16 protein-coding genes are annotated in these 14,270 nt (G+C 60.7%); 14 read left to right on the top strand and 2 right to left on the bottom strand.

Features of this window, described 5'->3' with window-relative positions; translation table 11 throughout:
• Nucleotides 1-30: 30 nt before the first annotated feature.
• Complete coding sequence (locus ABV518_RS05000; RefSeq protein WP_367765712.1) at nucleotides 31-1,350, bottom strand: MFS transporter; 1,320 nt, start codon at nucleotides 1,348-1,350, stop codon at nucleotides 31-33.
• A gap of 292 nt (nucleotides 1,351-1,642) precedes the next feature.
• Here ABV518_RS05000 and ABV518_RS04995 point away from each other — a divergent pair, with 292 nt between their 5' ends.
• Complete coding sequence (locus ABV518_RS04995) at nucleotides 1,643-2,560, top strand: LysR family transcriptional regulator (protein WP_367765711.1); 918 nt, start codon at nucleotides 1,643-1,645, stop codon at nucleotides 2,558-2,560.
• A gap of 349 nt (nucleotides 2,561-2,909) precedes the next feature.
• Here the strand turns inward: ABV518_RS04995 and ABV518_RS04990 are convergent, their stop codons facing one another.
• Nucleotides 2,910-3,584, bottom strand: coding sequence for a GntR family transcriptional regulator (locus ABV518_RS04990; RefSeq protein WP_367765710.1), 675 nt, complete (start codon nucleotides 3,582-3,584; stop codon nucleotides 2,910-2,912).
• A gap of 549 nt (nucleotides 3,585-4,133) precedes the next feature.
• On the opposite strand from ABV518_RS04990, the gene ABV518_RS04985 reads away from it, so the two are divergent.
• The 13 genes from ABV518_RS04985 (at nucleotide 4,134) to ABV518_RS04925 (ending at nucleotide 14,235) form a co-directional block, all read left to right on the top strand.
• Nucleotides 4,134-4,385, top strand: coding sequence for a hypothetical protein (locus ABV518_RS04985; protein WP_367765709.1), 252 nt, complete (start codon nucleotides 4,134-4,136; stop codon nucleotides 4,383-4,385).
• A complete protein-coding gene (locus ABV518_RS04980) occupies nucleotides 4,385-5,230 on the top strand; it encodes a hypothetical protein (RefSeq protein ID WP_367765708.1) in 846 nt (281 codons plus the stop codon). The genes ABV518_RS04985 and ABV518_RS04980 overlap by 1 nt, the downstream gene beginning before the upstream one ends.
• Nucleotides 5,231-5,293: 63 nt before the next feature.
• Entirely contained in the window at nucleotides 5,294-6,319 is a 1,026-nt protein-coding gene (locus tag ABV518_RS04975) for a dihydrodipicolinate synthase family protein (protein WP_367765707.1), read from the top strand.
• Nucleotides 6,320-6,359: 40 nt separating this feature from the next.
• Nucleotides 6,360-7,676, top strand: a complete 1,317-nt coding sequence (locus ABV518_RS04970; RefSeq protein ID WP_367765706.1) for an aromatic ring-hydroxylating dioxygenase subunit alpha — start codon at nucleotides 6,360-6,362, stop codon at nucleotides 7,674-7,676.
• Between the two features lie 2 nt (nucleotides 7,677-7,678).
• The gene (locus ABV518_RS04965) at nucleotides 7,679-8,197 is read left to right on the top strand and encodes a 3-phenylpropionate/cinnamic acid dioxygenase subunit beta (RefSeq protein WP_367765705.1); all 519 of its coding nucleotides are present in this window, start codon (nucleotides 7,679-7,681) and stop codon (nucleotides 8,195-8,197) included.
• A 12-nt stretch (nucleotides 8,198-8,209) separates the two neighbouring features.
• Entirely contained in the window at nucleotides 8,210-8,488 is a 279-nt protein-coding gene (locus ABV518_RS04960; protein ID WP_367765703.1) for a hypothetical protein, read from the top strand.
• A complete protein-coding gene (locus ABV518_RS04955; protein ID WP_367765702.1) occupies nucleotides 8,485-9,267 on the top strand; it encodes an SDR family NAD(P)-dependent oxidoreductase in 783 nt (260 codons plus the stop codon). Before ABV518_RS04960 ends, ABV518_RS04955 begins: the two co-directional genes overlap by 4 nt.
• 71 nt (nucleotides 9,268-9,338) lie before the next feature.
• Nucleotides 9,339-9,923: an amino acid synthesis family protein gene (locus ABV518_RS04950; RefSeq protein ID WP_367765701.1), complete on the top strand. Its 585-nt coding sequence runs from the start codon at nucleotides 9,339-9,341 to the stop codon at nucleotides 9,921-9,923.
• Complete coding sequence (locus tag ABV518_RS04945) at nucleotides 9,920-11,122, top strand: amidohydrolase family protein (RefSeq protein WP_367765700.1); 1,203 nt, start codon at nucleotides 9,920-9,922, stop codon at nucleotides 11,120-11,122. Before ABV518_RS04950 ends, ABV518_RS04945 begins: the two co-directional genes overlap by 4 nt.
• A 28-nt stretch (nucleotides 11,123-11,150) precedes the next feature.
• Complete coding sequence (locus ABV518_RS04940; RefSeq protein WP_268002285.1) at nucleotides 11,151-11,357, top strand: ferredoxin; 207 nt, start codon at nucleotides 11,151-11,153, stop codon at nucleotides 11,355-11,357.
• On the top strand, nucleotides 11,357-12,550 hold the full coding sequence (locus tag ABV518_RS04935) for an NAD(P)/FAD-dependent oxidoreductase (RefSeq protein ID WP_367765699.1): 1,194 nt from the start codon (nucleotides 11,357-11,359) through the stop codon (nucleotides 12,548-12,550). The genes ABV518_RS04940 and ABV518_RS04935 overlap by 1 nt, the downstream gene beginning before the upstream one ends.
• Nucleotides 12,551-12,589: 39 nt before the next feature.
• Nucleotides 12,590-13,726 carry an alpha/beta hydrolase family protein gene (locus tag ABV518_RS04930; RefSeq protein ID WP_367765698.1) on the top strand — a complete coding sequence of 379 codons (1,137 nt, stop codon included), beginning with the start codon at nucleotides 12,590-12,592 and terminating at the stop codon, nucleotides 13,724-13,726.
• A 194-nt stretch (nucleotides 13,727-13,920) separates the two neighbouring features.
• A complete protein-coding gene (locus ABV518_RS04925; protein WP_367765697.1) occupies nucleotides 13,921-14,235 on the top strand; it encodes a hypothetical protein in 315 nt (104 codons plus the stop codon).
• Nucleotides 14,236-14,270: the final 35 nt, after the last annotated feature.

Below are 14,270 nucleotides of genomic sequence, written 5' to 3'. Positions count from 1 at the left end.
AGGATTCTCTTTGCCAGAAGCGACTGCGGGCTAGGTTAGTTCGGCGAGGTTCCGTGATTTGCCTTCCTTCGTCAGAATGATTGCCCCGAGACTGACGAAGAGGACGAGGGTCCAGGTCACGGCTAGTATCGTGATGCTTCCGTCACCCGCCAGCACGAGAGCGGAGGCAACGGCTGGGGCAAAACCGATACCGATAGTGGACGCGGTCTGGAAGCACAATGACGCCCCCGTATACCTCACTCGGGTAGGGAACAATTCCGCAGCGAAGGCGGCAAAAGGGCCAACGACGACGCCTTGGAGGGCTTGTCCGACCATAACTGCTACAAGGAAGCCAACCACTGTACCTCCTTGGACAAGCAGCAGCAGCGGGTACGCGAAAAGGACCATGCCGATGACCCCCGACATCATCACGGGCTTCCGGCCATAGACGTCGCAGAGGCGCGCACTGATGATCGTGGTGATCAACATGACCGCCGCTGCCCCGGCCTTGGCGTTCAGGACTCCGGTTACGTCGGCACCGTTGGCCACGGAGAAGCTCACTGCCCAAACTGTGACAATTCCCGCCATCCCAAAAAGGCTCACCCCTGCCAACGTTCCCAAAAGAAGAGACTTGGAGTGCCGGGCAAATAGCTCAACGACCGGAAGTTTCCTTGACTCCGCTTGGGCTTCGAACTTCTTGAAGACAGGACTCTCGGAGACTTTGAGCCGTATGACCAGACCGATGGCGACGAGCACAATGCTGAAAAGGAATGGGAGGCGCCACCCCCAGGCCTGAAATTGGTCACCGGGCAGCACAGAGACTGCTGAAACGGCAAGGGTGGCAAGAATAGCGCCGGCAGGTGCGCCCATGTTCGCAAAGCTGGCCGCAAATCCCCGCTTACCGCCGGGAGCGTGCTCCAAGGCAATGAGCATCGCGCCTCCCCACTCACCGCCTTGGGAAATGCCCTGAACAATCCGGAGGAGGATGAGCAAGATGGGGGCCAGAACACCTATTTGTGCAGTGGTAGGCAGGAGACCAATCGAAACCGTAGCAGCGCCCATCATCATCATCGAGACAACGAGGACGGTCTTGCGGCCCACCCGGTCACCGAAGTGACCAAAAATGACGCCTCCTAGCGGTCTGGACACGTAGCCCACAGCCAGTGTGGCGAACGAGGCAAACGTTGCCATCTCTGGGCCAAGGTTTGTGAAAAAGACCTTATTGAAAACGACAGCGGCAGCAGTTGCATATAGGAGGAAGTCATAGTATTCGATGGTGCTACCTAGAAAGCTGGAGGCAAGGATTCGCCGCATATGCCGGCTGTTCAATGACACCTCGGTTGATACGTATTCAGTCGCGGATGAACTCATGAATGATCATCCTTCCGTCCAGTCCAATCGGCGGGGCGCCGGTTAGTTAGGCATTGCCCACTCGTGGCTGAGGCTGCGTACGAAGAATTACCTGTGAATCGCATAATTGGGGCTCCTTGGGCGGCTGGTTCACCGCAGTGATGAGAGGGAAGCACTGGGCGCCTGAGAGGTAAAGACCTTGGCGTCGTCTGGAAGGAAGGCGAACGCTGCACGAGCGTTGTCTTAAATATGGGGCGTCACACTCCTGCTGTAAATGACGAATACGTGCACATCTTATTTAGAATCACTGAACATGAGCACGTTTACACTTCGCCATCTGGAGTACTTCGTCGCTGTGGCGGAGGAGGGTTCTGTCACTGCGGCCGCCAGAAAATTGAACGTTTCGCCGGGTGGTGTGTCCGTGGCTATCAGCGAGCTTGAGACGAGTTTAGCCACGCAACTAACGCTCCGCCGGCGAGCTAAAGGGGTTACGCTTACCCCGGCTGGAAGGCATGCGCTGAGTCACGCACGCGCTGTGCTCCGGGAGTCAGGCGAGTTGCAGAACATCGCCCGGGTCATAGAAGGAGAGCTGGTGGGCACTATCCGCATCGGCTGCTTCAACACTCTTTCCCCCTGGCTGATGCCACGGATTGTCGAGTACTTCATGACGGAACATCCTGGCGTCTCGGTGGAGATGGTGGAAGATTCCTCCAACGCGTTACAGCAGCGACTGCTTGAGGGCGACCTGGATGCCTGCCTGATTTACCGGATACACGCTCGGCCTGGAGTGGATTGGGAAGACATCGTCCCTGTAAGATTGCAAATCTTGCTTCCGCCAACCCACAAGCTTGCGGATCGCAGTGAAATTTCGCTGGGCGAACTCAGTGGCGATAGGGCAATCTTGCTCTCTCTGCAACCAGCGTCAGATATAGCCAACGAGATGCTTAGCGCCACGGGCTTCACCGCAAGCACCCGCATGTTCAGCAATAACGTAGAAACTATCAGGTCTATGGTGGCCAGGGGCATCGGCTACTCAGTGTTGATGGGCAGACCCGCAGGCGATACCACCTACGATGGTCTTCCAGTTCTTTACAAGAGGATTGCTGATGACATGCCGGCGAACTCTGTGGTGTTGGCACGCCCCGGTGGCAGCGTCCCCAATGCCAAAGTACAGGCTCTTTCGACATTCTGTCGCATCAAATTCGGAAGTGAGCGTCACCCCGTACAGTAGTCCCAGCCCTTTAGCGTTGCCCGCTTCTGACGGAGACTCCGGCCGGCTCTCCTTGAGAGCGTGCAATGTGCCAAGGACAGGGCAGTATCCAACGGCAGCGGGGTTACACACCGCGTCGCATGGACCGAGTCTGAAGTCAACAACGTCAGTACAGGGTCCGTGATCCGTCGTTGCGTAAAGGTGCGCAGCGTCGGACGGGCCATCCTCATCCAGCTGGCAGGTGGATGAGAGCTCTAACGAGTGGCTCCTCGCCATCTCCCGCGCGGGAAGGCTTCAGGCCCTTCGTCTACTTGTGACGCACCCCGAGTGAAGGGCCGTCCAGCGCGCCCCAAGGGAGAACCGAGTTCATTCACCCCTTTAGCTCCTGCGCTGCCAGGACAGGCAAGGTTGCCGCGGCCGAAGTACGGACATGTTCGATGCATGCCAAACGCGCCTGGACTGGATCTCCTGAAAGGATTGCATCAACGACCCGTTGGAGGCCTTCAATGGTGGGCTGGGCGCGGTCCTTCATTGACAACGAGACCCGCCGAATCTGATGGATCCGAACGTGAAGTCGGTTGACAGCCTCTTGCAGTTCGACGTTACGGGCTCCGTCCAGAAGGTGCGCGTAGTAAACATCACTTGCGAGCAGGGCTGCGGTCGTGTCGAAGTCTTCGATGGCTTTCCGGAGTGGTCGAAGCGATTCGGCGAACAACTTTTTCTCCGACGCTGTTCCGCGCACTGCAAATAGCTCGCCAGCCAGGCCTTCCAGAACAGCACGTACAGCGTAAATATCAGCGGCCTCGGCATAATCAAGCTCCCGCACGCGAGCACCTCTGTTTTCGGTGAGAACTATGATTCGCTCGGCGGCAAGATGACGTAGAGCATCGCGCACCGCGGTGCGGCCGACGCCGTATTTTATGGCCAGCTCCCGTTCGACGAGTTTAAGGCCGGGTTCATACTCGCCGTCAGCAATGGCCCGCCTCAATATCTCTGGAAGACCCCGAGGATCTTCCAACGCCTCATTCGTCTTCACAAGCGACATGGCCCGGCACTCCCTCGTTCAGTGAATTGTGGTTCATGTTCGAGCATACAGATCAACTGATACCGCGAGCGATTTCAGCATATTTTTGTCGACAAAACTGAGTCTGACGGTCGATGAAATCTGAAAGTTCCCCGCCAGATGCACAAAGCCATCGGCCCGCCCGAGCACACTTGAAGATCCTGTGGCTCGCCGGGGAGGTCAACCCACGGGGCAGATCTCCCATCCAATTTTCCGCCATAATCCTTGCATTAGCTGGGATTAGAGCAGGCGTATCTCCTAACGCAGCCGGTTGAGTCTGAGGTCAGGGATGGTCGCGCCGCGGTTCCGAGGCGGAGGGACTCCCATTTGGATGGTCTCAAAAAAAGTTCTCAACACTCTAGTTTTTTGTCGACATATCTGTCTAAGCTGTCTTCACCGCTCGACGCCAATAAGGGATCCAATTCTGAATCTGCGCGTCATGAACGAAGGCGCTGATGGTCGACCAAGCCATTCAGAGAAAGAGATGACCGGCGCATTACACCGCTCGAATGAGGAATGAAGGAGCACCGGATGTACAACCTGCATAAGTTGCTGTGGGACATTCGCAGGGACCCTGCTCTTGCAGAGAGTTTTCGTAGCGACCCGGGTCCGATTCTCGATCAGTACGGGGTGGAAGGTGAGTCCCGGACGGCGATGTTGGAGCTGGATTTCAAGAAGCTCCACAAGATCGGGGCGAACCCGTATCTGATCTATTTCTGCGCCATCCAGCTGGCTGTTGATCGTGCCGCGTATTACACACAGATCCGTGAGGAGGAGAACTGATGGGAAAGATCGTAGGAGCATTCGCAGCATCGCATTCCCCTGGAGTGACGGGCTGGCCTGAACGGGCCGAGCCGCGTAAGAGGGAAGCTATCGAAGGAGCCTTCGCTGAGGCCCGCCGGCGGATCGAGGCTTTGGAGCCCGATGCAATCATCGCCATTTCCGTGGAACACTTCACCAACTTCAACTTCGGGAACCTGCCGGCTTTTGCTGTTGCCACGGCGGACTCGTATCTGGGGCCCGTAACCGCGGAGATGAGCAACTTCCTGCAGGTGGAGCAGCACCAGTATCCCGGGAACGGAAAACTCGGCCGCCACCTCTACGAGTTCGCGATTTCGAATGAGTTCGACCCCTCCCTGGTGGAGGGTGGGCTGGATTTCGATGAGAACTTCTGCGTTCCGTTCAAGCATCTCGATCCCACTTCCAAGTACCCGCTGGTTCCCATCATCGTGAACGGGGTGAACCCGCCGTGGCCCACTGCCAAGCGGTGCTACGAATTCGGAGAAATGCTTCGCCGCGCCGTTGAAGCCCAAGACGTGGTCGAACGCGTCGTTGTCGTCGCAACCGGCGGCCTTTCCCACTGGGTAGGGCTGCCCGAAGCGGGCCAAGTGAACGAGGAATTCGACCGCGACTTCATCACCCGAATCGAGAGCGGCGATCCCGAGCAGCTCAAAAGCTACTCACCGAAGGAAATCGACGCGGCAGGCAATGGGGCTCACGAAGTCCGCACATGGATTGCCGCTGCCGGCGCCATCGGCGCCCCGTTCGAAGTGCTCGCCTACGAACCGGTTCCTGAATGGCTGACCGGGACCGCCGTGGCAGCGGCAACGCCCGATTTGAAGCTCTAAGACCCCAACCCCAGACGGCTCCGCGCCCGCGGAAGCCGAGCACCACCAAGGAGAAACAAGAACATGAGCAAACTTCCCAAAGTCACAGGTCGCGATATGCGTGGCGTCATGTCCTACCCGCCCACGCCTGCTCTGCCCGGCGCGGACCAGGTGGAGGCACAGAACACCGTCGATCTCGCCGAGACCGAACGCATGATCCGCCAGCTGATCACCGACGGCGTGGACGCCATCGCACTGAACGGCACCCTCGGCGAAATGGCCACGCTGACCCTTGACGAATGGAAGGCCTACGCCGAATGCGCAGTACAGACAGCGCATTCAGTAAACCCTGACTTCCCGATCTTCGTCGGCTCAACCACCCTGAGCACCCGCGAGACCATCTCACGGATGCGGTTCCTTTCGGACCTCGGCGCTACCGGTACCCTCCTGGGCCGCCCGATGTGGGGCGAGATGGTGGCCCCTGTGATGGAGAAGTTCTACCGTGACGTCGCCGAAGCCGTTCCCGACCAGGCCATCGTGGTCTACGACAACACCGCAGCCTTTGGCGGCATCATCCCCCGCTCGGTGTACCGCACCCTGGTGGAACTGCCGCAGGTCGTTGCCGTGAAGTACGCCGGCGGCGCCTCGGTCGGCTTCCGCTACCACAACGACATGGCCCACACCGGGGACAAGTTCCCGCTCATGCCCATCGAGACCGACTGGTTCCCGGCCTGGGAGATGTACGGCGAGGAACTCGTTGGCATGGCCTGGTCCTCCACCACCGCCATGGGCCCGGACCCCGTCCTCCACCTGCGCGACGCGCTCCAGCAGGGCCGCACCGAGGACGCCCGCTGGCTCACCGAGCGGCTGCGCTGGGCACACGAGCCCTTCATCGTCGGCCAGGACTTCTTCGAGTTCGCCAAGTACAACATCCCGCTCGAGAAGATCCGCGTCAACCAGGCCGGCTACATCCACGTAGGCCAGAGCCGCGTTCCTTACACCGAGGACCTCGTACCCCAGAAACACTGGGACTCCACCGCAGAACACGTCGAGCGCTACAAGAAGATCAGCGCCGAGATCGAAACACGACTGGGCTCCCGCAAGAAGTAGCAGACCAGGAATATACAGAGGAATCAGCGAGGTCACCATAATGACAACGGAGTCGGTAAACCCGGACACGGATGCTCAACTGCGCCAGATCCGGGAAGGGATCAAGCAGGGGCGGTTTCCGGCCCATGTCTTCAACGATCAGCAGATCTTCGACCTGGAACAGGAACGGCTGTTCGGCCAGGCATGGACATTTTTGGCCCACGAATCGGAGATCCCGAAGCCGGGCGACTACGTCACCCGCTACATCGGGAACAACAATATGATCGTTGCCCGGGACGAGCACGGCGAGATCCACGCGAATCTCAACATGTGCCGGCATCGCGGCAACATGATGTGCAAGTCGGAAATGGGGAACGCCTCCCACTTCCGTTGCTCATACCACGGCTGGGTGTACAAGAACTCTGGTGAGCTCATCGGAGTTCCATACATGGCCGAGGGTTATGAAGGCCGGCTGAAGAGGAAGGACTGGAGCCTGGTGGGGGCCCGCGTGGACAGTTACGCGGGTCTGGTGTTCGGAACATTCAATCAGGATGCGCCCACACTGGACGAGTACCTCGGCGGGTTCCAGTTCTACCTCGACCTCTACCTCAAACAGGGCTTGGCCGGCAGTGAAGTGCACGGTCCACCCGATCACTGGATCACCGAAACTGACTGGAAAATTGCGGCCGAGAACTTCGCAGGCGATGGTTACCACACCCCGGTAGCCCACCAGTTCGGCTTCAACCTGGGGTACTTCCCCTCATCAGGCGCGACACACAGCCAGGGCTGGGCTGCCAGCATCCCCGGCAAGGGACACGGCATCGGACTCGGGCACACTCCCGGTTTCACCCCCTTCGCGGGATTCCCCGAGGACCTCACCGAGGAGATGCGGCGCAGCTTCACGCCCGAACAGGTGGAAGTGTTCAGCAACACCCGCACAGCGGTTGGCACAGTGTTTCCAAACTTGTCCTTCCTGATGCAGCCCTTCAGCCTGACACCCGGTGAAACGGGTGTGCGGTTCGTGACGATGCGGTTGTACCATCCGATCGGCCCGGGAAAGACGGAAATGTATTCCTGGTGTCTGGTCCCCAAGGACGCGTCCGAAGAGTACAAGGAAGCTGCCTACCAGGCATACACTCTCGCGTTCGCCCAGGCAGGTACGTTCGAGCAGGACGACTTGGAGAACTGGGCGCGCGTCACTCGCATGGCCAAGTCCTCGGCCGTGCGCGGCATTGAATTCCCGTACATGATGGGCATCGAGAGCAAACAGGACCCCGACTTCCCGGGTCCCGGCCATGTGGTCAAGCCCTACGTCAACGACTCCAACTTCCGGAACCTGTGGACCCGGTGGGCGGACTACCTGCTGGGTGAGGCCTGATCATGACCATACTCAGTGCCGTTGACCGGACCGTGCAACAAGACATTCAGGAATTTATGTTCCGCGAAGCACTCGCTCTGGATGAGCGCCGCTTCCGCGACTGGCTCGAATTTCTCTCCGAAGACATTACCTACGATGTGCCCCTCAGGGTGGTCCGGGAAGGACTGGCCGAATGGGAACTCTCCCCCAACGGCCGGATCTTCCAGGACAACAAACAGACCCTCGAAATCCGGGTACGTCGCCTCGAAACAGATTTCGCCTGGGCCGAACAACCGCCCTCACGCACACGCCACTACGTGACAAACGTGCTCGTGGACGCCGGTGAGCAGGACGGCGAATACGAAGTCAGCTCTTACTGCCTCATCTACCGCAGCCGCGGAGACAGCATCGAGCCGAACTTCGTCTCGGTCTTCCGAAAGGACCTCGTCCGCAAAACTTCGGACGGTTACGAGATCGCACGCCGCTGGGCAGCCATTGACCAAGCGGTCATCAATGCCCACAACCTGTCCATCTTCATCTAAAAGGAATGAATCATGTCCGAATCGACAGCAAGGCCTCAGGCGGAAAACCCGGACACCGGTGAAGTGCTTGAAGTCCCCAAGGACGGCGGCAACAGCGGCCCGATCGTGATTGCCAACGAGTTCGCGGATGTCGTTGTCCGCAAGGTCGACACACGCAACGGCATGCGGCTCGAAATATGGTCCCCCCGTCGTGGCACCTGCGTGCGCTACGACGCCGTGGCCCTTGATGTCTTGAGCTACCAGGAACCGGAGTTCATCACCAAGCTCCTGAGCAGGACCCCAGGAGCATGAGCGAAACACTATCCGGGCAGCACATCCTCGTCACCGGCGGAGGGTCAGGAATCGCCCGGGCGGCCGCCGAACGCTACCACCGTGAAGGGGCAAAAGTCACTGTCCTGAACCGGTCCGCAGGTGGAGCCCATGCCGTCGCAGAGTCCTCCGGCGGTGCCATTCGGGCCCTGGTCGGAGACGCGACCGACGCTGGTGTCCTCCGGGACGCCATCGCGGCCGCGGCCGACGCTGAGGGACGACTGCACAACATCACCTGCGGTGTCGGAGTGTTCGACAACTACGCCAAGGTCAGTGAACTCTCGTCCGAGGAGCTCTTGACCGCGGCCGAGGAGGTGTGGCGGGTCAACGTGCGCTCAACGTTGCTCGCGGTCAATCTCGCCGTGCCGGCACTGCGCGCAGCGGGGGGATCAGTCACCCTCACCCTCTCCGAATCCGCCTTCAACGCCATCGGAGGCGGCGTGCTTTACGGCAGCTCCAAGTGGGCACTGCGCGGAATTGTTGACCACCTCGCTGCCGAGCTGGCACCCGAAATCAGGGTCAACGGCGTGGCACCAGGCGGTACTGGGGGAACCCGGTTCGGCGGACTGTCGACGCTCGGGCAAACCATGACAGCTGACCGTGTGGAAGGCCGCGACGAGAGAATCGCCGCCCACACCCTGCTCGGCTTCACCGCCACACCTGAAGACCACAGCGGGGCCTACCGCTTCCTGGCCGACCCGGTCGACGCCCGCGTTGTCACCGGAGTGGTCATCCGCACTGACGGCGGACGACGCCTCTAGCAGAACCCATCCACCCAAAAACCAGGAAAACGGTACGTCGTTGTACCGATACCAGAACAAGGAACACACAAATGGTTGAGAAGTCCATCGAAATCCGTAAGACCTTTGCACAGGTCGAAGAAATCCGCACATCGGCCGGAAAGGGCGATGACGGCGGGCCGTTGCGTAAGGTTGCGGTCTGCGCCGTGATCACAAACCCTTACGCCGGGGAGGGCTTTGTCGAGGACCTCTCAGCACTGGTCGAGGCATCGCAGGAAATCGGTACCCTGCTGGGCAAAGAGGCACTGGGGCTGCTCGGCGCCCCGGTCGAAAGCTACGGCAAGGCAGGCCTCGTGGGGAGCGCAGGCGAGCAGGAACACATCAACGCCGCCCTCACCTCCGTCTTCGGAGACGCCTTCCGCGAGGCCATTGGCGGGGGCGCGGCCTGGATCACGTCGGTGACCAAGCCCGCCGCCGCCGGTTCCGTCATCGACGTGCCGACGGCTTTCAAGGACGAAGTCTGGGTCCGCTCGCACTACGACGCCATGGAAGTAAGGGTCCCCGACGCTCCCCACCCTGACGAACTGGTCGTCATCGCCGCCGTAACAAATCGTGGACGGCTGAACGCACGCGTCGGCGGCATGTCCATCGCAGAAGCGAAGGAGAAGGGGCTGTGACCGGATCGATCGCAGTCGTCGGAGCCGGCACGATCCTCTCCGGAGACTGGCAGTCACCCATCATCAAGGACGCCGATACCGTCATCACCAGGGACGGGATCATCACAGCCGTTGGCCGCAGGCAGGATCTGCTTGCCGAAATTGACGCCTCCTCCCATGTTGTCGACGCCAAGGGCACCACACTCGCACCCGGGCTCATCGACTCACACTGCCACGTGGTCATCGGCGACTACACACCCCGGCAGAAGACCGTGGACTTCCTCGCCAGCTACGTACACGGCGGCATCACCAGCGTGGTATCCCCCGGCGAAATCCACGCACCCGGCCGGCCAAGCACCGCCATAGGAGTCAAAGCTCTCGCCATTGCAGCGAAAGAGTGCTTCGATAATTTCCACCCCAACGGGATGACCGTCCACGCCGGTGCTGTTGTCCTTGAACCTACACTGCAGGAAAAGGACTTCGCCGACCTGCAGGAGGCCGGGGTTCACCTGGCAAAGTTCGGGTTCGGCCGCTACATGGACCCCGCCGACGGCGTAGACCAGGTCAGGTGGGCGAAAGAACACGGGATCACCGTGATGTGCCACTCGGGAGGGGCGAGCATCCCGGGCAGTAAGCCGATCACCCCGAAGCACCTCCTCCTGCTGGCCCCGCACGTCTGCGGCCACCTCAACGGTGGACCGACCTCACTAGATGAGGCCGGCGTGGACCTCATCATGGACGAGACCGACATGGCTTTGCAGCTCGTGCAGGCCGGCAACCTGCGCTCTGCAGTACGGATTATTAACCGTGCCGCTGACAAGGGCATGTTTGAACGTGTGGTGATAGGTTCGGACACCCCAACCGGCACCGGAGTCATGCCCCTGGGCGTGATGAAGACCGTAGCGGAGCTGTCATCGCTCTCCGACGTCGACCCGGCCCTCGTGTGGGCGGCTGCGACCGGTAACAACGCCCGCGTATGGGACCTGCCGGCAGGTTTCATCGCCCCCGGACGTGCCGCCGACCTCGTGGTTCTCGACGCCCCCTGGGGATCAACCCGCGACGACGCCCTCGGGGCGCTGTCAGTAGGAGACATCCCAGGTATTTCAGCAGTCATCACCGGCGGCGTTGTCCGTACTCTCCGCAGCCGGAACACCCCACAAGCCGCACGAGCGGCCGAGGTCACGCCACGCATCGAGCACCTCGAAGCCTCAGGCCACTGAGTAATCGAGCATCAAAGGAGACAAAGACATGGCATTCAAGATCACGGTGGATCTTCCGGCTTGCCAGGGTTACGCAAACTGCCTCATCGAAGGTCCTGCACTTTTCGACATCGATGATGACACCAATAAGGCGGTAGTGATCGGCTCTGACGAACACGACGAAGCTTTGCGGGCCCAGGCAGAAGCCGCCCGGCGCGGGTGCCCGGCACACGCCATCTTCATCGAGGACATCTGATGCAGCGGATCGTCGTGGTCGGAGGCTCGCTCGCGGGAGTGCACGCAGCTGAAGCGCTCCGCGAGCGTGGGTTTGACGGGGAACTGACGCTCGTGTCAGCCGAAGCAAGACTTCCGTATGACCGCCCACCCCTGTCCAAGGAACTCCTGCTTGACGGCATGACGCCCGAGCAACTTTTGCTCCGCCCGGCACCCTGGTACGAGGCACAAGGCATCGAGCTGCGGCTCAACACCGCCGCCCGCGGCATTGATGCCGACAAAGGGCTGCTCGCGCTCACCGACGGATCCGACCTTCCCTACGACGGGATGGTCATAGCCACAGGGTCCGCCGCCCGCCGCTTACCCGGTGTCACCACCCAGGCCCGTGTGCACGTGCTCCGGACCCTCGACGATGCCCTCGAACTCCGTCCCGAACTCATACCGGGCAGGCACCTCGTCATGATCGGTGGTGGATTCGTTGGCCTCGAAGTCGCGGCCGTAGCCCGCGGGCTCGGACTGGACGTCACCTTGATCGAAGGATCCCCGATGCCCTTGGCACGGGCCTTCGGCACCGAGATTGGCTCATGGTACCGGGAGCTTCACGAAGGCAACGGCGTCCGCCTGATCTGCGGCTCCTCCGTTCAAAGCTTGCAGGACTCTCCCGGCGGGGTCACTATCACCCTCAGCAGCGGTCAAAACCTCAGTGCTGACGTTGTAGCGGCAGGCATCGGTGCCACACCCGCTGTCGAGTGGATCGCCGGAAGCGCCGTCGAGGTTGCCAACGGTGTCACCTGCACACCGGAACTGCTGACCTCGGTACCGAACATCGTCGCTGCGGGAGACGTCGCCAGCTGGCGCAACCCGGTCTTTGACGAGGATATGCGCATCGAGCACTGGTCGAACGCAGTGGACCAAGGCCGCCACGCAGCAGCAACACTGCTTGGCGAGAGGGACCCGTTTGCCTCAGTGCCTTACTTCTGGACAGACCAGCACGACAAAAAGATGCGGTTCGTGGGGCGCACCTCAGGCGCCACCGACATCCGAATCGAAGAAATGTCGGACGACAAACTGGTCGCCACCCTCGGCCGCGACGGCCTGCTGATCGGTGCCCTCTGCGTCTGCGCTCCCCGGCAACTCGCCAAATACAAAGTTGCGATCCAAAACCGCACCCCATGGGAAGCAACCGACGCAACACGGCTGGCACCAGCCACCTGAATCTCCCATTCCCACCCGAATCCAACAAAGGAGACACCTATGAATACCGTCAAAACGGGCGACGCACTATCGCTCATCGAGCTCTTCCCCCAGGATGAAGACTGGTCTCTGCAGACCATGAGGTTGCTTTCCCAGGTCGCAGTCGGCGGGTCCGACCTGTTTGAATGCGCACGTACCGCAGCCCGCATCGGCCGGGAGACCACCGACGGCGAAACCTGGCACCGCGAGTGGAGCCAGACAGCAAAAGACATCGCAGCCGCTGGCTACGAAGCCCTTGAACGCGGTGAAATCACAACTGCCCGGCGGGCACTGTTCCGCTCCATGAGCTACTGGCGCCACTCCGAATTCTTCCTCGACTCCTTCGACGCCCGACGCACCGAAGCCTACGTCGAGGGCACCAAAAACTTCCAGAAGGCTGCCGAGCTGTCTGACGGACTGATCGAGCGGATCGCCGTACCGTTCGAGGGCAAGGAGATGGAGGGCTACATCGTCCGTCCCGACAACTCCGGTCAGGCCCGCCCGACGGTTCTGTTCCTTGGCGGCGCCGACTCCTGGGCCGAAGAACTCTACTTCCTGGGCGGAACCGAATTCCCGGCTCGCGGCATGAACGTCGTCATGGTCGACACCCCCGGCCGCGGCAGCTCGCTGCGTTTCAAGGAAATGTACAGCAGGCCCGACTATGAAGTACCCGTCGCAGCCATCTTCGACTTCCTTGAGAAGCGCAGCGATGTCGACGCGGACCGGTTCGGTCTCGCCGGCGTGAGCTTCGGTGGCTACTACGCCCCGCGTGCGGCCGCCTTCGAACCCCGCGTGAAGGCAGTAGCGGCCTGGTGTGGAACGTGGAGCATTCTCACGGACTTCTACGAGTTCTACCCGCCCCTGCAGAAGCAGCTCCAGTGGCTCAGCGGCTCAAAGGACGACGCTGAAGCCCGCGAGAAGCTGGCCAAATTCACTCTGGACGGTGTCGCTGACAAGCTCAAGATCCCCGTCTACGTTATGCACGGCACCGCCGACATCATCATGGACATCAAGGGCGCTGACCGCTTCGTTGAGGCGCTTACCTCCGAGGACGTCACTGTCGACATCTACGACGGCGCGGGATCGCTGCACTGCAGCTACGACTACATGTCAGTAGCGGGTGCACGGCTGAGCGACTGGTTCCTCCACCGTATCTAACTGCATCCCGGCTGGCTCCCCGCAGTCATTTTTTTCGAGGATGCATCTCGCCTCCCCTGCCACTCCAACGTTCCGCGTCGGGGTGGCAGGGGAAAACGCGAACCACAGCTGCGTACGTGATAAGGAACCGCGCAGCACTCACGCCCGGACCGGAGCGCTGAGGTAAATGACTGATTTCAAGGAAGAAGGACCCCGTGGCCGATCTCCTGGTCCAGCGCGAAATCGCCGAGATATTGCCCTCCCTCACCAAATACCCGCCCTTGAACACGAAGGACTGGGCTGGTCTTACTCCTGGGGACAGGATGTACGTTCAGAGGGAAACTCAAGTGCTCGTGCGTGGCACAGTCGACGACATGGTTCCGGATGGATCGATCTTCTGGATCTGGATCGACGGCGCTGGTGGCCGGATCGCCGTCCATAAGGACGATGACGTCCGTGTGTGGCTCGCGGAAGAACCTGCCGGTTCTCGCATCACAAAACGTTTCAACGGGGCTCAACTCACGCCCTAGGGAACGGCGCCTACATCACCCGGTTCCGTCGCTCG

The organism is Arthrobacter sp. HS15c, assembly GCF_040812005.1.
Lineage (GTDB): Bacteria > Actinomycetota > Actinomycetes > Actinomycetales > Micrococcaceae > Arthrobacter.
This window is presented reverse-complemented; position numbering and strand designations above follow the sequence as displayed.

Excerpts from the sequence above, each read along its gene's own strand:
- ABV518_RS05000 (WP_367765712.1), bottom strand. The coding sequence starts at position 1,350 with ATGAGTTCATCCGCGACTGAATACGTATCAACCGAGGTGTCATTGAAC.
- ABV518_RS04995 (WP_367765711.1), top strand. The coding sequence starts at position 1,643 with ATGAGCACGTTTACACTTCGCCATCTGGAGTACTTCGTCGCTGTGGCG.
- ABV518_RS04990 (WP_367765710.1), bottom strand. The coding sequence starts at position 3,584 with ATGTCGCTTGTGAAGACGAATGAGGCGTTGGAAGATCCTCGGGGTCTT.
- ABV518_RS04985 (WP_367765709.1), top strand. The coding sequence starts at position 4,134 with ATGTACAACCTGCATAAGTTGCTGTGGGACATTCGCAGGGACCCTGCT.
- ABV518_RS04980 (WP_367765708.1), top strand. The coding sequence starts at position 4,385 with ATGGGAAAGATCGTAGGAGCATTCGCAGCATCGCATTCCCCTGGAGTG.
- ABV518_RS04975 (WP_367765707.1), top strand. The coding sequence starts at position 5,294 with ATGAGCAAACTTCCCAAAGTCACAGGTCGCGATATGCGTGGCGTCATG.
- ABV518_RS04970 (WP_367765706.1), top strand. The coding sequence starts at position 6,360 with ATGACAACGGAGTCGGTAAACCCGGACACGGATGCTCAACTGCGCCAG.
- ABV518_RS04965 (WP_367765705.1), top strand. The coding sequence starts at position 7,679 with ATGACCATACTCAGTGCCGTTGACCGGACCGTGCAACAAGACATTCAG.
- ABV518_RS04960 (WP_367765703.1), top strand. The coding sequence starts at position 8,210 with ATGTCCGAATCGACAGCAAGGCCTCAGGCGGAAAACCCGGACACCGGT.
- ABV518_RS04955 (WP_367765702.1), top strand. The coding sequence starts at position 8,485 with ATGAGCGAAACACTATCCGGGCAGCACATCCTCGTCACCGGCGGAGGG.
- ABV518_RS04950 (WP_367765701.1), top strand. The coding sequence starts at position 9,339 with ATGGTTGAGAAGTCCATCGAAATCCGTAAGACCTTTGCACAGGTCGAA.
- ABV518_RS04940 (WP_268002285.1), top strand. The coding sequence starts at position 11,151 with ATGGCATTCAAGATCACGGTGGATCTTCCGGCTTGCCAGGGTTACGCA.
- ABV518_RS04935 (WP_367765699.1), top strand. The coding sequence starts at position 11,357 with ATGCAGCGGATCGTCGTGGTCGGAGGCTCGCTCGCGGGAGTGCACGCA.
- ABV518_RS04930 (WP_367765698.1), top strand. The coding sequence starts at position 12,590 with ATGAATACCGTCAAAACGGGCGACGCACTATCGCTCATCGAGCTCTTC.